This is a genomic window from Bacillus sp. BK450 (assembly GCF_004364885.1).
In the GTDB taxonomy this organism is placed as follows: domain Bacteria; phylum Bacillota; class Bacilli; order Bacillales; family Bacillaceae; genus Bacillus; species Bacillus safensis.
In genome coordinates this window covers 215759-239728 of sequence record NZ_SOBQ01000001.1, presented here as the reverse complement: position 1 = coordinate 239728, position 23970 = coordinate 215759, and the positions used below count along the sequence as shown (strand labels likewise).

The following is a 23970-nucleotide window of genomic DNA, read 5'->3' as shown; positions in this document are numbered from 1 at the left end:
TTTTTGGTTTTAAAAGGAGAGAACAGGCATGTCAGCAAGAGATTTATCTGTTTTATTCAGTGTTATTTTAATTGTGGCGATGCTGGTCATACCGTTTCCGCCCATTTTGTTAAGTATTTTAATCATTATTAATATTTCTCTTGCGCTTATCGTGCTTCTCACCACAATGAACATGCAAGAACCACTGCAATTTTCAATTTTTCCATCGTTGCTTTTGCTCTTAACGCTGTTTCGTTTAGGGCTAAACATCTCTACAACACGTTCTATTCTTTCAACAGGAGATGCTGGAAAGGTTGTCGAAACGTTCGGTTCATTTGTTGTTGGAGGAAATGTCCTCGTTGGTCTTGTTGTTTTCCTTATCCTGATCATCATTCAGTTTATTGTTATCACAAAAGGGGCAGAGCGTGTATCAGAGGTTGCGGCAAGATTTACACTCGATGCGATGCCAGGTAAACAAATGAGTATTGACGCAGATTTAAATGCAGGAATGCTGACCGAAAGTGAAGCAAGAAACCGCCGTGAAAAAGTAGCGAGAGAAGCAGACTTTTATGGAGCGATGGATGGTGCCAGTAAGTTCGTTAAAGGGGACGCCATCGCAGGTATTATCATCGTCATCATCAATATTATATTTGGAATCATTATCGGGATGCTTCAGCAAGGAATGTCGATTCAAGAATCAGCTTCTCACTTTACCCTATTAACGGTAGGGGACGGAATCGTTTCGCAAATTCCGGCACTCCTCATCTCAACGGCAACAGGGATTGTCGTGACGAGAGCCGCTTCTAACGGAAACCTTGGATCAGACATTACAGGGCAGCTCTTTGCATTCCCAGCCATGCTTTATGTGACAGCAGGCACGATCTTCCTTCTTGGGCTGTTTACACCAATCGGCATCCTTTTGACAGGGCCGATCGCAGGTTTACTTGCCCTTGGCGCATACCTGATGTCGAAAAACAAACAAGACCATGAAGAAATCGAAGAGGTACTGGAGGAACAAGCAGAGGTAGAAGAGATGAAAAGTCCAGAAAGTGTTATTCATCTTCTGCAAATGGATGCCATTGAATTTGAATTTGGCTACGGCCTCATCCCGCTCGCTGATGCAAATCAGGGCGGTGACCTGTTAGACCGAATTGTGATGATCCGAAGGCAGCTTGCCCTCGAACTTGGTCTTGTCATTCCAGTCGTCCGGATCAGGGACAATATTGCACTGAACCCAAATGAATACCGGTTAAAAATTAAAGGGAACGAAGTAGCAAAAGGTGAGCTGCTGCTTGATCACTACTTAGCGATGTCCCCAACGCCTGATGATGATCCGATTGAAGGAATTGAAACAATCGAACCATCCTTTGGCCTGCCGGCTAAATGGATATCAGAAGCAGAAAAAGATCAGGCTGAGATGCTAGGCTATACGGTTGTGGACCCAGCGTCTGTTGTGTCTACTCACATCACAGAGAAGATTAGACAAAACACACACGAGCTGCTCGGACGCCAAGAAACGAAGCAATTAATCGATCATCTGAAAGAAAGTTATCCTGTCTTAGTGGATGAGGTAACACCAAATCCGCTGGCAGTCGGTGATATTCAAAAAGTACTGGCGAAGCTGCTGAAAGAAAAGGTCTCTATCCGAAACCTTGTCACCATTTTTGAGACGCTTGCAGACTACGGAAAATTAACGACTGATACAGATTTATTAACAGAGTATGTTAGACAGGCGCTCGCAAGACAGATTACCGCACAGTATGCAAGAGAAAATGAATCACTCAAAGTCGTGACATGCTCAGGCCGAGTAGAAAAGGTGATTGCAGACAGCGTTCAGCAGACAGAGCATGGAAACTACTTATCGTTAGATCCAGAATCCTCTGAAAGTGTGATTCAATCAGTGGCGAGAGAAATTGAACAGCTTTCGCTTCGTCAGGAAACGCCGGTTCTATTATGCTCACCTCCTATAAGAATGTACGTTAAGCAGTTGTTAGAAAGATATTTCCCAGATTTACCGGTACTATCTTATAACGAACTAGAAGCAAATGTGGAAGTACAGAGCATCGGAGTGGTGGATATCTAATGAAAATGAAAAAAATCACAGCAAATTCTATGCAGGAGGCAACGATTCAAATCAGGCAGCAGCTTGGGAAAGATGCCGTTATTTTAAATTCTAAAACCGTTGTCAAACGCAAACTGTTCGGTTTGAAGAAACAGCAAATGGTCGAAGTGATTGCAGTGCTGGATCAAGATTTCGAGGAAAGAGCTGGTAAAGGGTTAAACCCTGCGCCGCCTCTTCCAGTATTACCAAAAAAGGAACAAGTTCAAAAGCTGCCCGAAGAGCCTTCATTTGCTCCCAAGGCGGCGAAACCAGCGCCTTCTCATCCCCAGCCTTTAGAATATGTGAGGAATGAACGGCATGCGGGTATTCTGCCTGATCCTCTCATAGCAATCGATCAAAAGCTAAAGGATCAAGGACTTGATGATGCCATTCGAGACGAATGCCTGAAGGGTCTTTTAACAAAGGGTGCGGTTAAAGAAAATCACATAAAAAAAGAACTTGAACAACTGCTGACAGATATGCTGCCAGCTAAAACCTCTGATGAGCCGATGATTTCTTCAAAATACATTGTTTTGTTCGGTTCAACTGGAGCTGGTAAAACGACAACGATTGCAAAGCTGGCTGCTAAAACGGCCATTCAGCAGCAAAAGAAAATTGCTTTTATTACAACCGATACGTACCGGATTGCAGCGATCGAACAGCTGAAAACATATGCTGAACTGCTGAATGCACCGCTTGAGGTTTGTTATTCAAGAGAGGATTTTGTAAAAGCCCAAGAGACCTTTAAAGAGTATGATCATATCTTCATCGATACAGCAGGTCGTAACTTTAAAGAAGAAGCGTATATTAAAGAGCTGACCGACATTATTCCATTTGATGAGAGCATTCAAAGTTTTCTCGTGATGAGTGCTACATCGAAGTATCAAGACATGAAAGCCATGGTCAAACGCTTTGAACAAGTTCCAATCAATCAATTCATTTTTACAAAAGTAGATGAAACGGACACGATGGGAACCATTTTTCAAATCATTGCTGACTCTCAAATCAAACTTGGTTTTTTAACAAATGGTCAAAATGTGCCTGAGGATATTCTTGAAGGCTCGCCTCTTGAACTAACAAGGATGGTTTTACAATCATGAAGCCCGACCAAGCAGAAGGGTTAAGAAAACTAGTTCAGCAGAGTCAAATGATCACACCGGCTCCTCTTAACGCCAGCGGACAGGCAAAAACCATTGCCGTCATGAGCGGTAAAGGCGGGGTAGGTAAATCGAATTTGACCCTGAATATGGCACTGTCTATCGCAAGTACAGAGAGAAGAGTGTTAGTGATTGATCTTGATTTTGGGATGGGGAATATTGATATTTTACTAGGGAAAACATCGACTAGTTCTATATTAGATGTTCTCGTTAGAAAAAAATCCTTCCAAGCAGCCATGACAAAAGGAACGGATAACCTATATTACATTTCTGGCGGAAGCGGGCTTGAACAGCTGTTTTCTTTAGATAAAGATCAATGGTCGTTCTTTTTGGAAGAGATGGAAAGAATGATGCAGGACTTCGATTGTATTTTCTTTGATATGGGAGCCGGCTTGTCAAAAGATCAGCTGCCTTTTGTCTTATCGGCAGGAGAAGTGGTCGTTGTGACTACGCCAGAGCCAACATCCATCATGGATGCCTACAGCGCGATTAAACACTTAGCCATTCATCAGTTTGAACGGTCTGTGCAAATCATTGTTAACCGGTGCAAAACCCCGTCAGAAGGGTCTGAAACCTACCGGAAATTAGCAGGAGTGGTCACATCTTTTCTTCACAGAAAACTTGTATTTGCTGGCGCTGTGCCTGATGATCCTGCGGTTCCTAAAGCAGTATCAGAACAAATTCCATTCTATATGAAGCAGCCTCATTCAAGGCTGAGTAAAACCATTAAGATGCTGGCAGAAACACTATATCATCAGCAGATAAGAGAGGCACGGAGAGAACAGCATACGTTTATAGATAAGTTGTCCTCTTTTTTTAAAAGGAGGAAGGTGGACTCATGATTAGAGTGCTAGTAGTAGATGACTCGGCCTTTATGAGAAAGCTCATTAGTGATTTTCTAAGTGCCGAGCAAGAAATAGAAGTCGTCGGAACGGCGCGAAATGGGGAAGATGCCTTAAAACGGATCAAGGAACTGAATCCAGATGTTGTCACATTAGATGTGGAAATGCCTGTTTTAAATGGGACAGAAGCATTAAAGCAAATTCTGGCTGAACACGACCTTGCCGTGATTATGGTGTCAAGCCAGACAAAGCAAGGAAAAGATTTAACCATCCATTGCTTAGAACTCGGTGCTTTTGACTTTGTGACAAAGCCTTCGGGAAGTATTTCGCTCGATTTGCACAAAGTGAGGGGGCAAATTGTAGAGCGGGTACTTGCGGCAGGACTGTCAAGGAAACGCACTGAAGAGAAGATGTCTCCTAAGCCGGTGATAAAGCCGCCAAGTCCAGTGGCTGCACCCCGGCTGCCATCTGTAAAAGGCAGCTCACTCCGAAAGATTATTACTATCGGAACATCTACAGGAGGGCCAAGGGCACTTCAACGAGTCGTCACGAAGCTGCCTAAGGACATCGAGGCACCTATATTGATTGTGCAGCATATGCCAGCAGGATTCACGGCATCACTTGCTACTAGGTTAGATCATTTATCACAAATTACGATTAAAGAAGCGCAAGATGGAGACATCGCGAAAAATGGAGTGGCTTACATAGCTCCTGGTGGAATGAATATGTCACTTCATGACCAAGGGGGGTCACTTGTTATCAGGCTGTCCCCTGAAGACACGGAAAGCCGGCACAAGCCATCTGTTAACTATTTATTTGAATCCATCAGCAGCATAAAGGGTTACGAGAAAATCGCTGTCATTATGACAGGTATGGGCAGTGACGGTACTGAAGGTGTCAAAAAAATGGTCGCAAGCGGTCATACGAAAGTCATTGCAGAAAAAGAAGAATCATGTGTTGTTTTCGGAATGCCTAAATCAGTCATTAAAGCAGGCCTTGCACATGAAACAAGGCATGTGGATGACATCGCACATGCAATTATAAGCTCCATGAAAAAAGAGAGGGCGTGAACACGTTGGATGTAAACCAATACTTAGATATCTTTTTAGATGAAAGCAGAGAACACTTACAAACTTGTAATGAAAAACTTCTTGATTTAGAAAAGAACCCAACCGACTTGCAGCTAGTGAATGATATATTCAGAGCGGCTCATACATTGAAAGGCATGAGTGCAACGATGGGCTTTGATGATATGGCTCACTTAACGCATCATTTAGAAAACATGTTTGATGCTATCCGTAATGAACAAATGATTGTCACTCCTGAGTCAATGGATACGATGTTCGAAGCACTCGATCATCTTGAAGCAATGGTTCAATCGATTGCAGAAGGAGGAGACGGGAAACGTGATGTCACAGAGATTAGTAAAAAGCTAGATGTGACAGGAAGCCATGCTGAGGCAGCTTCAAGCGTTGAAACAGCAGATGCATCAGCTGCTGCTAATGACTTAGATTATAACGAGTTTGAACGAACAGTTCTTGATGAAGCGAGAGAGCAAGGCTTCAAATGCTATGAACTCAACGTGACATTAAGTGAAGCGTGCTTACTAAAAGCCGTTCGTGTCTATATGATTTTTGAAAGATTAAATGAAGCAGGCGAGGTTGTCAAAACCGTTCCGAATGCAGAGCTGTTAGAATCAGAAGATTTCGAATCAGAATTCAGCATTTCTTATCTTTCTAAACTGCCGATGGACGAAGTGCAGAAAATCGTCACGGCGATCTCAGAGGTTGAGAAGGTTGAGATCTCTGAAGTCTCCGCATTTGAAGAAGCAGCTCCAGCTGAAAAGCAAGAGGCGCAGCCTGAACAGAAAAAAGAAGAAGTATCCGTTCCTGCTGCGAAAGCGCCAGCAAATGATGCGCCAAAAGCAAATGGCAATAACGGTGCAGCTGCCGGCGGAACGAAAACAATTCGTGTCAACATCGACCGTCTTGATTCTCTTATGAATCTATTTGAAGAACTTGTGATTGATAGAGGCCGATTAGAGCAGATTGCGAAAGAACTAGAAAATAACGAACTCACAGACACAGTCGAAAGAATGACTCGTATTTCTGGAGACCTGCAATCAATCATCCTGAACATGAGAATGGTACCTGTGGAAACTGTCTTTAACAGATTCCCGCGTATGATTCGTCAATTGACGAAAGAGCTTAATAAGAAAATTGAGCTTATTATTGAGGGTGCTGAGACAGAGCTTGATCGAACAGTGATCGACGAGATTGGTGATCCGCTCTTGCACTTACTCAGAAACAGTCTAGATCACGGGATTGAATCACCAGAAGAACGTGTGAAAAAAGGCAAGCCGGAAAAAGGTACGGTTCTATTAAAAGCGTACCATAGCGGAAACCATGTCTTCATTGAAGTAGAAGATGATGGCGGCGGAATTAACCGTAAAAAGGTGCTTGAAAAAGCATTAGAGCGCGGGGTTATCACAGAAAGAGAAGCAGAAACACTTGAAGATCATCAAATTGATTCATTGATCTTTGCAGCAGGATTCTCTACAGCTGATACGATTTCTGACATCTCAGGCCGCGGTGTAGGTCTTGACGTTGTGAAAAACAAGCTGGAATCACTTGGCGGATCTGTAAGCATTAACTCAACAGAAGGACAAGGTTCACTATTTTCGATCCAGCTTCCGCTTACATTATCGATTATTTCCGTTCTTCTTGTAAAACTAGAAGAGGAAACATTTGCGATTCCGATTTCTTCTATTATTGAAACGGCTGTCATTAAGAAAAGTGACATCCTGCAAACGCATGATCGTGAAGTGATTGATTTCCGCGGATTTATCGTACCGGTCGTGTACTTGAAGAAACAATTCCACGTACCAAATGCGAATGAATTAGAGGAAGAACTGCACATCATTGTTGTTCGTAAAGGAGACAAGCTGACAGCATTTGTGGTCGATTCATTTATTGGTCAGCAAGAGGTTGTATTGAAATCACTAGGAGATTATCTGCCAAACGTATTTGCGATATCCGGCGCAACGATCCTAGGTGACGGTCAAGTTGCACTCATCGTTGACTGTAATGCACTGATCAAGTAAAAAACAATAGAGGAGCGGTCTGAAATGAGTACAGATATCAAAACTGGCGAAAAGATGATTGTGTTTATCGTAAACAAAAAAGAATACGCCATTTCAGTATCAGAAGTAAAGTCCATTGAAAAATGGCAGCAGCCGACAAGAGTTCCTGGCGTTGCCCCTTATATATGCGGTGTTATTAATTTACGCGGTGTCGTGACACCTGTCATTGACCTGAGAGTCAGACTTGGTTCTACTGACAACGAAATTACAGATGAAACAAGAATGATCATTGTACAAGTTGGTGACATTGAAGTCGGCTGGATTGTTGATGAAGCAAATGATGTCATAACCGTCCATCAGGAAGAAGTAGAATCTTCTCCTGAATCAGCTGAAAAAGAAGGACAGTCATGGGTGACAGGTATCATTAAGCATGATCAGCGTCTTTTCAATATCATTCATGCCGGTGCTGTCCTCGACAAGAGCGTTCAAGGTGCACCTGTTCATTAAGGGGGATGTGAAATGAGCATTTTCAACGAAATTAAAGATGAACAGCTAGATATTTTAGGAGAGGTTGGGAATATCGGGGCAGGCCACGCAGCGTCTGCTCTTGCCAACCTATTGGATCGCAAAATCGATATGGCTGTTCCTTTTGTCAAGGTTCTCTCGTTTGAAGATTTAATGGATTTCTTTGGCGGTGCAGACCTTCCTGTTGCAAGCATTTTCCTGCGAATGGAAGGGGATTTAACCGGCTCAATCTTTTTCATTATGCCGTTTGAGCAAGCAGAGCAATTTGTAAGAGAGCTTGTCCAGGATCCGGCATTTGATATTGATACGATTCATGAACATGAGATGGGGACGTCAGCACTTCATGAACTTGGAAATATTTTAGCGGGCTCTTATTTATCAGCCCTTGCCGATTTAACCAAATTGCAGCTTTACCCAAGTGTTCCAGATGTCACGCTCGATATGTTCGGGGCTGTCATTAGTGAAGGGTTGATGCAATTCAGTCCTCTTGGGGATCAGGCGATTGTGATTGATACATCTATTTTTGATGATCAAAATAAGCAAGAGCTGAAAGGAAATATGTTTCTATTACCAGACTTTGAATCATTCGAAAAACTATTCAAAGCATTAGGTAACCTATAATGAACGTGCAAATTCCGGCAGTTGTAAAGGTTGGTATTGCGGATGTTCAGCTTGTTAAATCACCGGACCGCATTCGGACATCCGGTCTTGGTTCCTGCGTAGGGCTTGTCTTGTTTGATCAAGACAAAAAGCTGGCAGGCCTTGTCCATGTTATGCTTCCAGATTCCTCTCTTTCAAAAGGGGCGGTGGAGAACTTGGCTAAATATGCAGATACAGGTGTCAAGCATACAATTGATCTGCTCTTAAAAGCAGGCGCACGCAAACATGCGCTAAAGGCAAAACTTGCTGGCGGGGCGGAAATGTTTAAGTTTAAGTCAACCAATGATCTAATGAGAATTGGACCTAGAAACGTTTCAGCTGTAAAAGAACATCTGTCTCTTCATCATATCCCAATTATTAGTGAGGATACAGGCGGAAACAGTGGCCGTACAATCGAATTCGATCCGCTTACGGCAGAGCTTGAGATCCGTACTGTGAAGCAAGGCATTATGAAGATATAACTAAGGAAGTATAGGGGGATAAAGATGCAATCCTTAAATTACGAAGATCAGGCGCTATGGGCTAGATGGAAAGAGTGGAAAGACCCAGCTGCTGGAGATGATCTTATGCGCCGCTATATGCCGCTCGTCACATATCATGTTGGAAGAATTTCCATCGGTCTCCCGAAGTCAGTGCATAAAGAAGACTTGATCAGTCTAGGGATGCTCGGTTTATATGATGCCCTTGAAAAATTTGATCCCGGAAGAGATCTGAAGTTTGATACATATGCATCCTTCAGAATCCGCGGGGCCATTATCGACGGTCTTCGTAAAGAGGACTGGCTGCCTCGTACATCAAGAGAAAAAACAAAAAAAGTAGAAGCGGCTATTGAAAAGCTTGAACAGCGTTATTTGCGTAATGTGACGCCGACAGAGGTGGCTGAGGAACTCGGCATGAGTGAACAGGATGTCGTCACAACGATGAATGAAGGATTCTTTGCAAATCTTCTCTCAATCGATGAGAAGCTGCATGATCAAGAAGACGGAGAGAACGTCCAAGTCATGATTCGCGACGAGAAGTCTGTGACTCCAGAAGAGAAAATGCTGAAAGATGAATTAATTGAACAGCTTTCTGAAAAAATCACAGAGCTTTCAGAAAAAGAAAAGCTTGTGATCAGTCTTTTCTATAAAGAAGAACTGACATTAACGGAAATCGGTCAAGTGCTCAATTTATCTACCTCGCGCATTTCGCAAATTCATTCAAAGGCCTTGTTCAAGCTTAAGCATCTGCTTGATAAAGCCATTCAATCTTAAAGAGTTAGTGAGTGAAAAAATATGTTATGGCTGATTAGCTTCATGCTTCATGCTGCACTTATTTATTTTGTGATTATTTTATATACGAGAATGAATTCGCTGAAGGCAACAGAACAAAAGCAGCGAGAACTTCTAGAAGAAACGGAAAATACCCTGGCTGCATTTTTGATGGAGGTCAAAGAAGAGAATGACAAACTATCAAAAGTGGCAGCCGCTTCCCCTGATTTTTCTGCTGAAGAGCTGAAATCGGATCTTCAGACACCAAAGCAGCCACAACCACCAATTGAATCCCAGCAATCGGTCGAAAGTGAAGATCCCGTACCAGAGCACCTGTCGGCTCTCCTTAGCGAAGTTGAGGTGCAGGAAGAGAAGGTAAACGAACCCGTTCCACAACTTGAAACAGAGTCTTTTCTGCCTTCTAAAAGTGAAATAGAAGAAACATTCGAGGACCAAGTGAAGACCCTATATGATAAAGGGCGGTCACTAGAAGAAATAGCGAAAGAAATGAAAACTGGTAAGACAGAAATCGAGCTTTTATTAAAATTTAGCGGAAAGCTGTAAAGGATTCTTGATTGTCAGTCCATCATGTGTTATATTATTTCTTGGTGTTAAATACACACGCTTAATGATTCGTATAAAGGTGCTGCCGTGGCGCAGTTTTATGTGAACATGACTTAAGCGGAGGAAAAAAAACCATTATATTAGGAGGCAACAAAATGTCAGTTATTTCTATGAAACAATTGCTAGAAGCTGGTGTTCACTTCGGTCACCAAACTCGCCGTTGGAACCCAAAAATGAAGCGTTACATCTTTACAGAGCGTAACGGTATCTACATCATCGACCTTCAAAAAACGGTGAAAAAAGTAGAGGAAGCTTACAACTTCACGAAAAACCTTGCTGCTGACGGAGGAAAAATCCTTTTCGTTGGTACGAAAAAGCAAGCACAAGATTCAGTGAAAGAAGAAGCAATCCGTTCTGGTATGTTCTATGTGAACCAACGCTGGCTTGGTGGAACTTTAACAAACTTTGAAACAATCCAAAAACGTATTAAACGTTTAAAAGATATTGAAAAAATGCAAGAAAACGGTACATTCGAAGTTCTTCCTAAGAAAGAAGTCGTTCAACTGAAAAAAGAATTAGAGCGTCTTGAAAAATTCCTAGGCGGAATCAAAGACATGAAGAGTCTTCCGGATGCACTTTTCATTATCGACCCTCGTAAAGAGCGTATTGCAGTTGCAGAAGCTCGTAAATTGAATATCCCAATCATCGGTATCGTTGACACAAACTGTGATCCAGACGAAATTGATGTTGTGATCCCTGCAAACGATGATGCAATCCGTGCTGTAAAACTTCTAACTGCTAAAATGGCAGATGCGATTCTTGAGTCTAAACAAGGCGAAGAAGAAGCTGTTGTAGAAGAAACGACAGAAACTGAAACAACAACTGCGTAACCTATTCAAAAGGTGATAAGAGGGAAATGCCTTTTATCACCTTTTTTTCACCTAGTAATCCGTGTTTTAACATAGAAGGAGGAAATGTAAAATGGCAATTACTGCTCAATTAGTTAAAGAACTGCGTCAAAAAACTGGTGCAGGTATGATGGACTGTAAAAAAGCGTTAACAGAAACTGATGGTGACATCGAGAAAGCAATCGACCTTCTAAGAGAAAAAGGAATCGCAAAAGCTGCGAAAAAAGCAGACCGTATTGCGGCAGAAGGATTAACTCTTATCAAAACTGACGGCAACACAGGCGTGATCCTAGAAGTGAACTCTGAGACTGATTTCGTTGCGAAAAACGAAGGATTCCAAGCACTTCTTAACGAACTTGCTGATCATTTGCTTGCTGCTAAACCTGCAACACTTGAAGAAGCTCATGCTTCTAAAATGGAAAACGGTTCAACAGTTGAAGAGCATATCACATCTGCAATTGCGAAAATCGGAGAGAAAATCACTCTACGCCGTTTCTCTGTCATCACAAAAGAAGATAATGCTGCATTCGGTTCTTACCTGCACATGGGCGGACGTATCGGTGTGTTAGCTGTTCTTAACGGAACAACTGACGAAGAGCTTGCAAGAGACATCGCAATGCACGTTGCAGCTGTAAACCCTAAATACATTTCTCGTGACCAAGTGTCAGAAGAAGAAGCAAACCGTGAGCGTGAAGTATTAACACAGCAAGCGCTTCAAGAAGGAAAGCCTGAAAACATCGTAGCTAAAATGGTTGAAGGCCGTCTAAACAAATTCTTCGAAGAAATTTGCTTACTTGACCAAGCGTTCGTTAAAAACCCAGATGAAAAAGTGAAACAAGTTGTAGCTGCGAAAAACGCAACTGTTCAAACTTATGTTCGCTATGAAGTGGGCGAAGGTATCGAAAAACGTCAAGACAACTTTGCTGAAGAAGTTATGAGCCAAGTGAAAAAATAATGTTTGAAAAGCTCTCTGGGGCTTTTTTAGGGAGCACAAGCACTGTGTTCCCTATTTTTTAGAGGATATTGATTTACAAAAGGCAGTTTCTTACGCATAATAAGAGACGGTATAGTATACACTTGGAGGTTATCATGAGCAAACCGAAATATAATCGCATTGTACTGAAGCTAAGTGGCGAAGCACTAGCGGGTGATGCTGGAAATGGAATTAACCCAACTGTCATTCAATCAATTGCAAAGCAAGTAAAAGAAATTGCAGAGCTTGATGTTGAAGTTGCAGTCGTTGTAGGCGGAGGAAACCTTTGGCGCGGGAAGACAGGCAGTGATCTAGGAATGGACCGTGCAACAGCAGACTACATGGGGATGCTGGCAACAGTGATGAACTCACTGGCGTTACAGGACAGCCTAGAAACGCTTGGCATTCAGTCTAGAGTGCAAACCTCTATTGAAATGAGACAGGTTGCAGAACCATACATAAGAAGAAAAGCGATCCGTCATCTTGAGAAGAAACGTGTCGTCATTTTTGCTGCTGGAACAGGGAATCCTTATTTCTCTACAGATACTACAGCAGCACTTCGAGCAGCAGAAATTGAAGCAGATGTCATTTTAATGGCGAAAAATAATGTAGATGGTGTCTACAGTGCTGATCCTCGTACAGATGCGGATGCAGTAAAATATGATAAGCTTTCATATCTTGATGTACTTAAAGAAGGGCTTGCTGTAATGGATTCTACTGCGTCCTCATTATGTATGGACAATGACATTCCATTAATCGTCTTCTCCATTATGGAAGAAGGAAATATTAAACGTGCCGTAAACGGCGAATCAATCGGAACGATCGTGAGGGGGAAATAACGTGTCAAAAGAAGTGTTGAACCAAACGAAAGAAAAAATGGAAAAAGCCGTACAAGCGTACGGACGTGAGCTTGCAACTGTTCGTGCAGGCCGTGCGAATGCTTCACTGCTTGATAAAGTGACAGTGGATTATTACGGTGCACAAACACCGCTTAACCAAATTGCGTCGATTACAGTGCCAGAAGCACGTATGCTGATTATCACACCTTACGATAAAACAGCAATCGGTGATATCGAAAAAGCGATCCAAAAGTCTGATCTTGGCATCACGCCAACAAGTGACGGAAATGTGATCCGTATTGCGATTCCTGCGCTAACTGAAGAAAGACGTAAAGAGCTTGTGAAAGTCGTAAAAAAATACTCAGAAGAAGCAAAAGTAGCTGTTCGTAACGTGCGTCGTGATGCAAACGATGATTTGAAAAAGCTTGAGAAAAATGGGGAGATCACTGAAGATGAATTAAGATCATCGACAGAGGATGTTCAAAAATTGACAGATGAATATGTCGCTAAAATTGATGACGTGACGAAAGATAAAGAAAAAGAAATCATGGAAGTTTAAGAAAAAACTATGTACAATAGATAATAGTGAAAAGACCCTCTTCATGTTTACAGGGGGTTTTTTTGTTAATACTGTTGATGACTATATTATTTAGCGGGAACGCAACCTTTTTGGGTGATGGAGGAATCTCATGCTCAATATACTCAAAAATTGGAAGAATCAGCAAACAGCAGCTTCCAACTTAGAAAGCCTGACAAAAGAAGACATATTAAATGGAGAAATTCCTGAACATATCGCCATTATCATGGATGGGAACGGAAGATGGGCGAAAAAACGTGCTCTTCCACGGGTAGCAGGTCATCATGAAGGAATGAAAGTCGTCAAGCGCATGACAAAGCTTGCAAATGAGCTAAATGTCAAAGTGCTGACTTTGTATGCTTTCTCTACGGAAAATTGGAAACGTCCAAAACTAGAAGTAGACTTTTTAATGAAACTTCCTGAAGAATTTTTAAACATCTACCTGCCTGAACTCATCGAGGAGAATGTCCGTGTGCGTTTAACAGGTGATCCAGACGGCCTCCCGCAGCATACGAAAAAAGCGGTAGAGAACGCAGTAAAGAGTACGGCGAATAACGACGGGCTCGTTTTAAACTTTGCGCTCAACTATGGAGGGCGCACAGAAATCGTCTCCGCATGCAGACAAATTTCTGAAAAGGTCAAAGAAGGTAAGCTTCGAGCAGAAGACATCACAGAAGAGATGTTTTCAGCTTATTTAATGACAGAATCTCTTCAAGATCCGGATTTGCTCATTCGCACGAGTGGAGAAATTAGATTAAGCAACTTTATGCTTTGGCAAATTGCGTACAGCGAGTTTGTCTTTACGGATGTGCTTTGGCCTGACTTTTCTGATGAGCACCTTATAGGCGCTATCGGAGAGTACCAGCGCCGCGGCCGGAGGTTCGGTGGAATTTAGAGGGTGGTGCAGATGAAACAAAGAATTTTGACGGGTGTTTTGGCAGCTGCAGTCTTTTTGCTTGCAGTTATATATGGACAGATGCCATTTACCCTGCTGATTTATTTAATGGGAAGTGTCGCTCTCTTTGAGCTTTTAAGAATGAAAAAGATCTCGATTTTCAGCTTTCCTGGTATTGTCAGCTTAATATTGCTTTGGCTTTTAATGGGCGGAGACAACAGCTTCTTCCCAAACGTGGACGCATCAAAAATGCAGATTGCTTTATTTGCAGTCTTAATACTTTTAACTTATACAGTTTTGAGCAAAAACTCTTTCACTTTCGATGAGGTTGCTTTTGTTGTATTAGCCACATTATATATTGGCGTTAGTTTCTATTATTTTATCCAAATTAGAGGCTTATATGGCATGAGTGCGATCTTCTTCGCAGCAGTAATTATATGGTCTACTGACTCAGGAGCCTATTTTATTGGAAAATCTATGGGGAAACGAAAGCTTTGGCCAGAAATCAGCCCAAACAAAACAGTAGAAGGATTTATCGGCGGAATCGTCACGGCGGTCGTGTTGTCACTTGTGTTTCAGGCGGTTACAGGATTTTTGCCATCATATCTGCTTGTGATGTTTATTACTCTTTTACTCAGTATCTTTGGACAGCTTGGCGACCTTGTGGAATCTGCTTTAAAGCGTCATTATCATGTGAAGGATTCAGGGACAATTCTCCCTGGCCATGGCGGGATTTTGGACAGGTTTGACAGCTTTTTATTCGTTCTGCCGTTTTTATACTTACTGCTCGCAACGTTTGCCAGCTAACCTCATAGAAACTTATTGAACGAGAGAAGGAGTGGCAATTTGAAATATATTTCGCTATTAGGCGCAACAGGATCAATTGGAGAACAAACGTTAGATGTGATCAGTCAGCACCCGGACAAGTTTAAGCTGAAAGCCATGACATTTGGCAGAAATATAGCAAAGGCGATTCCGATCATTGAGCGCTTTCAGCCTGAATTCGTCGGCTGTGTAGACGAAGAAACCTATCACATGCTAAAAAATCATTCATTTGCATACGATGTGAAGCTGGCTGCTGGTGATGAAGCCAACATCGAGGCAGCGACCTATGATGCAGTGGACGTAGTGGTCAATGCACTTGTAGGAAGTGTTGGACTTGTTCCAACATTAAAGGCCATTGAACAAAAAAAGACGATTGCACTCGCAAATAAGGAAACACTTGTGACAGCTGGTCATATAGTAAAAGAGTACGCTAAAACATATGATGTACCTTTACTTCCTGTCGATAGTGAGCATTCCGCTATTTTTCAATGCCTGCAAGGTGAACAAGCTAAAAATATTGAACGCTTAATCGTGACAGCTTCAGGTGGTAGTTTCCGAGATAAAAAACGAACTGAACTTGAAGGTGTTACGGTTGAAGAAGCGCTGAACCACCCGAACTGGTCGATGGGAGCGAAAATCACCATTGATTCAGCGACGATGATGAATAAAGGGCTCGAGGTGATCGAGGCACATTGGTTGTTTGATATCCCTTATGAACAAATTGATGTGCTGCTACATAAAGAGAGCATTATCCATTCGATGGTGGAATTTCACGACAAAAGCGTCATGGCTCAGTTAGGGACACCTGACATGAGAGTGCCTATTCAATATGCACTCACATACCCTGACAGGGCGCCGTTACAAGAAGCGAAATCATTGAACCTTTGGGAGATTGGACAATTGAATTTCCAAAAAGCGGATTTTGACAGGTATCGCTGCTTACATTTTGCTTATGAATCAGGTAAAATAGGAGGGACAATGCCTGCTGTACTTAATGCAGCAAATGAAATGGCAGTCGATGCATTTCTGAAAGGCAAAGTAACGTTCCTGCAAATTGAAGAATTGATTGAAAAGGCACTAATCAGACATCATGTGATTTCAACGCCTAGTTTGCAAGATATCCATGAAGTGGACAAAGATACACGAGACTTTGTTCAATCAATCCTCACATAAGGTGGTATGTTCGTGAATACAGTGATTGCGTTTATTATTATTTTTGGAACGCTCGTTTTTTTCCACGAGCTTGGCCATTTAATTATGGCGCAGCGCGCGGGGATTTTATGCCGCGAGTTCGCAATTGGTTTTGGGCCGAAGATTTTCTCCTTTAAACGAAAAGAAACCGTTTATACCATTAGACTTCTCCCTATTGGCGGATTTGTTAAAATGGCTGGAGAGGACCCTGAAGTTATCGAAATTAAACCAGGTCATACAGTGGGGCTCTTATTCAATGAGCAAAATGAAGTAGAAAAGATCATTTTAAATGATAAAGAAAAATATCCTGATGCACTTGTCATCGAAGTTGAGCAGATTGATTTAGATCATGCTATGAGAATCTCGGGATATGAAGCTGGAAATGAAGATATTCTGACTGGCTACAATGTCAGTCAAACAAGCTTCTATATTGCAGATGGTGAAGAAATTCAAATCGCACCATACAATCGTCAATTTGGTTCAAAAACAGTTTGGCAGCGAATTAAAGCTATCGCAGCTGGACCGATTATGAACTTTATCCTGGCGTATGTAATTTTGGTTGCTTTAGGTTTTATTCAAGGGGTAACCGTTGATGATCCTGTACTCGGTAAGCTGACGAAAGACGGCCGGGCGGCTGAGGCTGGACTCATGCAGGGAGATCACATCGTGTCCATTAACGGCGAGAAAATGAATTCTTGGACAGACGTCGTTCAAACAGTTCAAAAGAACCCTGAGAAAAAAATGAATGTCGTCATTGACCGAGACGGCAAAGAAAGCACTGTGCAGGTTGTACCAGAAGCTGTAAAAGCAGATGGGAAAAGCATTGGCCGTTTCGGATCATATCCGCCAACGGAAAATGGATTTTTGAAAGTTATTTCATCTTCTGGAACAACTGTCATTTCAACGGCAGGTCTGATCTTAACGAACTTGCAAAAAATTGTCACAGGACAATTTTCACTAGACATGTTAGCAGGTCCTGTTGGAATTTATGACATGACAGGAGAAGTAGCCAAACAAGGTGTGTTAACATTAATGCAGTTTGCGGCGTTCCTCAGTATCAACCTAGGCATCGTGAATTTGTTACCGATTCCTGCATTAGACGGAGGACGTTTACTATTCTTATTTGTTGAAGCCATTCGCGGTAAACCAATTAATCGTGAGAAGGAAGCACTCGTTGTCTTTATCGGTGTTGCTTTCCTCATGCTGTTAATGTTAGTGGTCACGTGGAATGACATCCAGCGGTTATTTTTATAAAAACCATTCTCTCTTGTTTCTCATTCCGGGAAACAAGAGTTTTTGTGAGAAGTCCTATTTCATAAATGAGGTGTAACGACATGAGACAATCCCTGACTTTCATTCCAACTCTTCGAGAGGTGCCGGCAGATGCTGAGGCAAAAAGCCATCAACTCTTAGTAAGAGCTGGGTTTATTAGACAAAATACAAGTGGAATCTATCATTATCTGCCGCTTGCGCATAAAGTCATTCAGCATATTCAATCGATCGTCCGCAAGGAAATGGAAAAGGCAGGCGCAGCTGAGCTGTTAATGCCAGTCCTGCAGCAGGCAGAAATGTGGCAAGAGTCAGGAAGATGGTATACATACGGTCCAGAACTGATGCGTATGAAGGATCGCCATGGCCGCGAATTTGCGCTTGGCCCAACCCACGAAGAAGTGATCACATCACTAGTACGCAGCGAAGTGAAATCGTATAAGAAGCTTCCTTTAACGCTATATCAAATTCAATCAAAATTCCGTGATGAACAGAGACCACGCTTTGGACTGCTGCGCGGACGTGAATTTATCATGAAGGATGCATACTCATTCCATTCTTCACCAGAAAGCCTTGATGAGACATACAACAAAATGTTTACAGCTTACTCTAATGTGTTCTCAAAAGTGGGTCTCAATTTTAGACCAGTCATTGCAGATTCTGGGGCAATGGGAGGAAAAGATACGCATGAGTTCATGGCGCTTTCAGAAGTCGGAGAGGATACCATCGCTTATTCTGATACTTCCTCATATGCTGCAAACATTGAAATGGCTGAGGCTGTATATCACGGAGAAGAAGCAAATCCTGCGGACTTCAAAGAACTTGAAAAAGTCCACACACCGCAAGTGAAAACCATTCAAGATGTGGCTGGATTTTTAGAAGTTGACCCTGCTGCTTGCATTAAATCTGTTTTGTTTAAAGCAGACGATGCGTATGTTCTGATCCTTACTAGAGGCGATCATGAAGTAAATGATGTGAAAGTGAAAAACTTGGTAGGAGCACAGCTTGTCGAGCTTGCTTCACGCGAAGAAGTGCTAGAAGTCATTGGAACTGAGCCTGGATTTGTTGGACCTGTTCAACTGGAAGCAGAAGTCGATATTTATGCGGACCTTGCTGTGAAAGGAATGACAAATGCTGTCGCTGGTGCAAACGAAGCGGATTATCATTACGTCAATGTCAATCCTGCACGTGACGTATCAGTAAAAGAATTCACAGATCTTCGCTTGATTCAAGAAGGAGATGTTTCTCCAGATGGGGAAGGCACAATCCAGTTTGCAAAAGGGATTGAAGTAGGACAAGTCTTTAAACTGGGTACTCGTTATTCTGAGTCGATGGATGCAACGTACCTCGATGAGAATGGTCGTGCGCAGCCAATGATTATGGGCTGCTATGGCATCGGCATCTCTAGAACGCTGTCAGCGATTGTTGAACAGCATCACGATGAGAAAGGAATCATTTGGCCGGAAACAGTGGCACCATATGACCTTCACCTCCTTGCATTAAATATGAAAAACGATGCGCAGAAAGAACTGGCTGAAACGTTGTACGAGCGATTAGAAGATGAAGGTTTCGACGTACTTTTCGATGACCGCCAGGAGCGTGCAGGAGTAAAATTTGCAGACAGTGATTTAATTGGACTGCCAATTCGTATTAGCTGCGGAAAACGTTCAGAAGAAGGTATAGTAGAAGTGAAGTTTAGAAAATCAGGTGAATCACATGAAGTATCTGTTGATGATCTGATTTCATTTATACGCCAAGCATAAAACGAACAAAAAAATGAAGGTACCTCCTGTAGAAAAGAGGTACCTTTCTGATTGACAAAAGGAGGGTCCTGTCTTGGATGAACAATTACCGATCACACGGCGGCAATTTCATATATTACTCAATCAGATTCAAATGACAGATGATGACCTCAGTCGTTACTTTGAAGAAGGAGAAATCGTCAAATTGACGGTGCATAAGGCGACGAAAACTTGGCATTTCCTTTTTAAATTTAAGGCGCTTTTGCCTTACAAAGTATACGCCATGTTTCTCAGCAGGCTGACAAATGCATTTTCACATATTGCACAAATCACTTGTACGATTGAAGTGAGTGATCCGCACATATCTGAAGAACTCGTGCAATCGTACTGGTCACATTGTGTGGAAGAACTTCAAGGAATTTCTCCCCCAATCATCAGCTTGCTTCAGCAGCAAAAACCATCGCTGTCTGGACATAAAATCATCATTAAAACGAAAAGCGAAACAGAGGCACTCGCTATTAAGAAGAAGTACAGCCCGATGCTCCAGGCCGCATTTAAACAAGTGGGCTTTCCAGAGCTGCAATTCGATACAGAAATTTTTGTATCAGATCAAGAGATTCAGAAGTTCAGAGAACAAAAGCTTGCTGAAGATCAAGAAAGAGCCATGCAAGCCCTCACTGAGATGGAGAAGAAAGAAAGTGAGGAGCAGAATGAAGCTCCGTCAGGCCCTCTGATGATTGGCTATCAAATCAAAGACAATGAAGAAATTCGTACGCTTGATAGTATCATGGACGAGGAAAGAAGAATTACCGTTCAAGGCTACGTATTCGATGCAGAAACGCGTGAGCTGAAAAGCGGGAGAACGCTTTGTATCTTTAAGATCACAGATTATACAAACAGTATTTTGATCAAAATGTTTGCAAGAGAAAAAGAAGATGCACAGCTGATGAAATCATTGAAAAAAGGCATGTGGGTGAAAGCAAGAGGAAGCATTCAAAATGATACGTTTGTCAGAGATCTTGTCATGATCGCTAATGATGTCAATGAAATGAAACCACAGCTGAAAGAAGATACAGCACCTGAGGGTGAAAAACGTGTGGAGCTTCATTTACATTCTCCTATGAGCCAAATGGATGCTGTCACTGGCATTGGCAGACTTGTTGAACAAGCAAAAAAATGGGGACATGAAGCAATTGCCCTGACAGATCATGCCGTTGTACAATCCTTCCCAGATGCGTATGCAGCAAGTAAAAAGCATGGCATCAAAATGATGTACGGTGTGGAAATCAACTTAGTAGACGACGGGGTACCGATTGCATATAACCCAGAGCACCGCTTGTTAGAGGATGCGACGTATGTCGTATTCGACGTCGAGACAACTGGACTTTCAGCTGTTTATGACACGATCATTGAGCTTGCAGCAGTGAAAATAAAAGGCGGGGAAATCATAGACCGCTTTGAGGCATTTGCAAACCCCCATCACCCGTTATCAGCGACCACCATCGAATTAACAGGTATCACCGATGATATGGTGAGAGATGCACCAGATGTCGTCGACGTCGTACGGGATTTCAAAGAATGGATTGGACAAGATATCCTTGTTGCGCACAATGCGAGCTTTGATATGGGCTTTTTAAATGCAGCGTATAAACGCCTGTTAAAAACAGATAAAGCGTCAAACCCTGTCATTGATACACTTGAACTTGGCCGGTTCCTTTACCCTGAATTTAAAAATCACCGGCTGAACACCCTTTGTAAAAAGTTCGATATTGAACTGACGCAGCATCACCGGGCGATTTATGATGCAGAGGCGACAGGCTATCTCATGCTGAAGATGCTAAAAGATGCGGCTGAAAAAGAAATTGCCTATCACGATCAATTGAATGAAAACATGGGGCAGTCGAATGCTTACCAGCGCTCACGTCCTTACCATGCGACTTTGATTGCTCAAAATGAGACAGGTCTTAAGAATTTATTTAAGCTTGTTTCACTTTCTCATATTCATTATTTCTACCGGGTCCCGCGTATTCCGCGCTCTCAGCTTGAGAAATATCGAGAAGGTTTAATTGTTGGGTCTGCTTGTGATAAGGGTGAGGTATTTGAAGGAATGATGCAAAAGTCCCCTGATGAGGTAGAAGACATTGCAGCATTTTATGACTATTTAGAAGTACATCCGCCAGAAGTGTATCAGCACCTGCTGCAGCTTGAGCTTGTTCGAGATGAACGTGCGTTAAAAGAAATCATCACAAACATTGTCAAGCTTGGTGAAAAGCTGAATAAACCAGTTGTGGCGACTGGAAATGTACATTACCTGCATCCAGAGGACAAAATTTATCGTAAAATCTTAATTTCATCACAGGGTGGAGCGAATCCGCTGAACCGCCATGAACTGCCAAAAGTTCATTTTAGAACGACAGATGAAATGCTCGAAGCCTTCTCCTTCCTAGGAGACGAAAAAGCGAAAGAGATCGTCGTAACAAATACGCAAAAAGTATCTGAGATGGTCGAAAGCATTAAACCTATCAAAGATGATCTTTACACACCAAAAATTGAAGGTGCAGATGAAGAAATACGGGAAATGAGCTATCAAATGGCGCGCAGCATCTACGGAGATGAATTGCCGAAAATCGTAGAAGATCGCATTGAGAAAGAATTAAAAAGTATTATCGGTCATGGCTTTGCCGTTATTTACTTAATCTCTCATAAGCTCGTAAAAAAATCACTTGATGATGGATATCTCGTTGGTTCAAGGGGATCTGTCGGCTCATCTCTTGTTGCGACATTAACAGAGATTACTGAAGTGAATCCACTTGCACCTCATTATGTATGCCCAAGCTGTAAGCACTCTGAGTTCTTTAATGACGGATCTGTTGGTTCAGGCTTTGACCTTCCCGATAAGGACTGTCCAGAATGTGGAGCGCCGTATAAAAAAGATGGACATGATATTCCGTTTGAAACGTTCTTAGGTTTTAAAGGAGACAAAGTCCCTGATATTGATTTGAACTTCTCAGGTGAATATCAGCCGATCGCACATAACTATACGAAAGAGTTGTTCGGTGAAGATTATGTATACCGAGCAGGTACGATTGGTACCGTTGCAGAAAAAACAGCATATGGTTACGTAAAAGGCTATGCAGGAGATCATAACCTTCATATGAGAGGCGCTGAAATCGACCGGCTTGTACAAGGCTGTACAGGAGTAAAACGGACAACAGGCCAGCATCCAGGCGGGATTATCGTTGTGCCTGATTATATGGACATTTACGATTTCTCACCTATTCAATACCCAGCAGATGCGACAGGTTCCGATTGGAAGACGACACATTTTGATTTCCATTCGATCCACGATAACTTGTTGAAGCTGGATATTCTTGGGCACGATGATCCAACGGTCATTCGTATGCTTCAAGATTTAAGCGGAATCGATCCAAAAACGATTCCAACAGATGACCCTGAAGTCATGAAGATTTTCCAAGGGACAGAGCCACTAGGTGTCACAGAAGAGCAAATTGGCTGTAAAACAGGCACACTCGGTATCCCAGAATTTGGGACAAGGTTTGTTCGGCAAATGCTAGAGGATACAAAACCAACGACCTTCTCAGAGCTTGTTCAGATTTCTGGACTATCACACGGTACGGATGTTTGGCTTGGAAATGCGCAAGAGCTCATTCACAATAAAACGTGTGAACTAAGTGAAGTAATTGGGTGCCGTGATGATATTATGGTCTATCTCATCTATCAAGGCTTAGAGCCGTCACTTGCCTTTAAAATCATGGAATCTGTTCGTAAAGGAAAAGGACTTCCTCCTGAATGGGAAGAAGAAATGAAGAATAATAATGTACCAAACTGGTATATTGATTCTTGTAAAAAAATCAAATACATGTTCCCTAAAGCCCACGCGGCTGCTTATGTGTTAATGGCTGTTCGTATTGCTTATTTCAAGGTGCATCATGCACTCCTGTACTATGCGGCTTACTTTACCGTTCGTGCGGATGACTTTGATATTGAAACGATGACAAAAGGATCGAATGCGATTCGAGCTGTTATGGAAGATATTAATTCAAAAGGTTTAGATGCATCACCGAAAGAAAAGAACCTATTAACTGTACTAGAGCTTGCCCTTGAAATGTGTGAAAGAGGCTACCACTTCAAAAAAGTGGACCTTTACCGCTCAAGTGCAACAGAGTTTATCATTGATGGAGACGGATTAATACCGCCATTCAACTCCATCCCCGGCCTCGGTACAAACGTTGCGTTAAATATTGTCCGCGCGCGGCAAGATGGGGAATTCCTCTCAAAAGAAGATTTACAAAAACGCGGAAAAGTGTCGAAGACCATCCTTGAATATTTAGATCGTCAAGGCTGTTTAGAAGCACTTCCTGATCAAAACCAGCTTTCTTTATTTTAATGTGATAAATAAGAGCGCCCTATAAGGGCGTTCTTTTCTCTATATACAATAATTTTATTATGTTAACTAATAAAGATTTCTTATCAATTGGAATTATTTTCTTATCCGTTCATATATCTTGATTTAGCGTGATGTTTTAAGAGAAGAGATTGTATGTCATTCTTTCTACCCAAATAGAGCTCA

General features: G+C 42.2%; 20 protein-coding genes. All 20 read left to right on the top strand.

What is annotated here, in order from left to right; genetic code table 11:
- The first annotated feature begins 28 nt into the window (after window positions 1–28).
- Complete coding sequence (flhA, locus tag EV579_RS01185) at window positions 29–2062, top strand: flagellar biosynthesis protein FlhA (RefSeq protein ID WP_133743819.1); 2034 nt, start codon at window positions 29–31, stop codon at window positions 2060–2062.
- Window positions 2062–3180, top strand: a complete 1119-nt coding sequence (gene flhF / locus EV579_RS01180) for a flagellar biosynthesis GTPase FlhF (RefSeq protein ID WP_133743818.1) — start codon at window positions 2062–2064, stop codon at window positions 3178–3180. The genes flhA and flhF overlap by 1 nt, the downstream gene beginning before the upstream one ends.
- Window positions 3174–4079 carry a MinD/ParA family protein gene (locus tag EV579_RS01175; protein WP_024424160.1) on the top strand — a complete coding sequence of 302 codons (906 nt, stop codon included), beginning with the start codon at window positions 3174–3176 and terminating at the stop codon, window positions 4077–4079. Before flhF ends, EV579_RS01175 begins: the two co-directional genes overlap by 7 nt.
- Window positions 4076–5149: a protein-glutamate methylesterase/protein-glutamine glutaminase gene (locus EV579_RS01170; RefSeq protein ID WP_024424159.1), complete on the top strand. Its 1074-nt coding sequence runs from the start codon at window positions 4076–4078 to the stop codon at window positions 5147–5149. The genes EV579_RS01175 and EV579_RS01170 overlap by 4 nt, the downstream gene beginning before the upstream one ends.
- A 5-nt stretch (window positions 5150–5154) precedes the next feature.
- Window positions 5155–7182 carry a chemotaxis protein CheA gene (locus tag EV579_RS01165; protein WP_034623624.1) on the top strand — a complete coding sequence of 676 codons (2028 nt, stop codon included), beginning with the start codon at window positions 5155–5157 and terminating at the stop codon, window positions 7180–7182.
- A 24-nt stretch (window positions 7183–7206) separates the two neighbouring features.
- The gene (locus tag EV579_RS01160) at window positions 7207–7668 is read left to right on the top strand and encodes a chemotaxis protein CheW (RefSeq protein ID WP_024424157.1); all 462 of its coding nucleotides are present in this window, start codon (window positions 7207–7209) and stop codon (window positions 7666–7668) included.
- Window positions 7669–7680: 12 nt separating this feature from the next.
- Window positions 7681–8307 carry a chemotaxis protein CheC gene (locus tag EV579_RS01155; protein ID WP_024424156.1) on the top strand — a complete coding sequence of 209 codons (627 nt, stop codon included), beginning with the start codon at window positions 7681–7683 and terminating at the stop codon, window positions 8305–8307.
- Window positions 8307–8807 carry a chemotaxis protein CheD gene (locus tag EV579_RS01150; protein ID WP_024424155.1) on the top strand — a complete coding sequence of 167 codons (501 nt, stop codon included), beginning with the start codon at window positions 8307–8309 and terminating at the stop codon, window positions 8805–8807. The genes EV579_RS01155 and EV579_RS01150 overlap by 1 nt, the downstream gene beginning before the upstream one ends.
- A 24-nt stretch (window positions 8808–8831) precedes the next feature.
- Window positions 8832–9599, top strand: coding sequence for a FliA/WhiG family RNA polymerase sigma factor (locus EV579_RS01145; protein ID WP_024424154.1), 768 nt, complete (start codon window positions 8832–8834; stop codon window positions 9597–9599).
- Between the two features lie 21 nt (window positions 9600–9620).
- Window positions 9621–10160, top strand: coding sequence for a Swarming motility protein SwrB (locus EV579_RS01140; protein ID WP_133743817.1), 540 nt, complete (start codon window positions 9621–9623; stop codon window positions 10158–10160).
- Window positions 10161–10315: 155 nt separating this feature from the next.
- Window positions 10316–11050 carry a 30S ribosomal protein S2 gene (rpsB, locus tag EV579_RS01135; protein ID WP_024426991.1) on the top strand — a complete coding sequence of 245 codons (735 nt, stop codon included), beginning with the start codon at window positions 10316–10318 and terminating at the stop codon, window positions 11048–11050.
- 91 nt (window positions 11051–11141) lie between these two features.
- The gene (gene tsf, locus EV579_RS01130) at window positions 11142–12023 is read left to right on the top strand and encodes a translation elongation factor Ts (RefSeq protein WP_024424151.1); all 882 of its coding nucleotides are present in this window, start codon (window positions 11142–11144) and stop codon (window positions 12021–12023) included.
- A 134-nt stretch (window positions 12024–12157) separates the two neighbouring features.
- On the top strand, window positions 12158–12880 hold the full coding sequence (pyrH, locus tag EV579_RS01125; RefSeq protein ID WP_008344767.1) for a UMP kinase: 723 nt from the start codon (window positions 12158–12160) through the stop codon (window positions 12878–12880).
- Window position 12881: 1 nt separating this feature from the next.
- Window positions 12882–13439 (top strand): ribosome recycling factor, encoded by a 558-nt coding sequence (gene frr, locus EV579_RS01120; RefSeq protein ID WP_024424150.1) that lies wholly within the window; start codon window positions 12882–12884, stop codon window positions 13437–13439.
- A 130-nt stretch (window positions 13440–13569) separates the two neighbouring features.
- Window positions 13570–14352 (top strand): isoprenyl transferase, encoded by a 783-nt coding sequence (locus tag EV579_RS01115; protein WP_024424149.1) that lies wholly within the window; start codon window positions 13570–13572, stop codon window positions 14350–14352.
- A gap of 12 nt (window positions 14353–14364) precedes the next feature.
- Window positions 14365–15159 (top strand): phosphatidate cytidylyltransferase, encoded by a 795-nt coding sequence (locus tag EV579_RS01110; RefSeq protein WP_024424148.1) that lies wholly within the window; start codon window positions 14365–14367, stop codon window positions 15157–15159.
- Window positions 15160–15198: 39 nt separating this feature from the next.
- Window positions 15199–16350 carry a 1-deoxy-D-xylulose-5-phosphate reductoisomerase gene (dxr, locus tag EV579_RS01105; RefSeq protein ID WP_024424147.1) on the top strand — a complete coding sequence of 384 codons (1152 nt, stop codon included), beginning with the start codon at window positions 15199–15201 and terminating at the stop codon, window positions 16348–16350.
- A gap of 6 nt (window positions 16351–16356) precedes the next feature.
- Window positions 16357–17622, top strand: coding sequence for an RIP metalloprotease RseP (gene rseP, locus EV579_RS01100; RefSeq protein WP_087975441.1), 1266 nt, complete (start codon window positions 16357–16359; stop codon window positions 17620–17622).
- Window positions 17623–17702: 80 nt separating this feature from the next.
- A complete protein-coding gene (locus tag EV579_RS01095) occupies window positions 17703–19400 on the top strand; it encodes a proline--tRNA ligase (RefSeq protein ID WP_133743816.1) in 1698 nt (565 codons plus the stop codon).
- Between the two features lie 73 nt (window positions 19401–19473).
- Entirely contained in the window at window positions 19474–23787 is a 4314-nt protein-coding gene (locus EV579_RS01090) for a PolC-type DNA polymerase III (protein WP_133743815.1), read from the top strand.
- Window positions 23788–23970 lie beyond the last annotated feature (183 nt).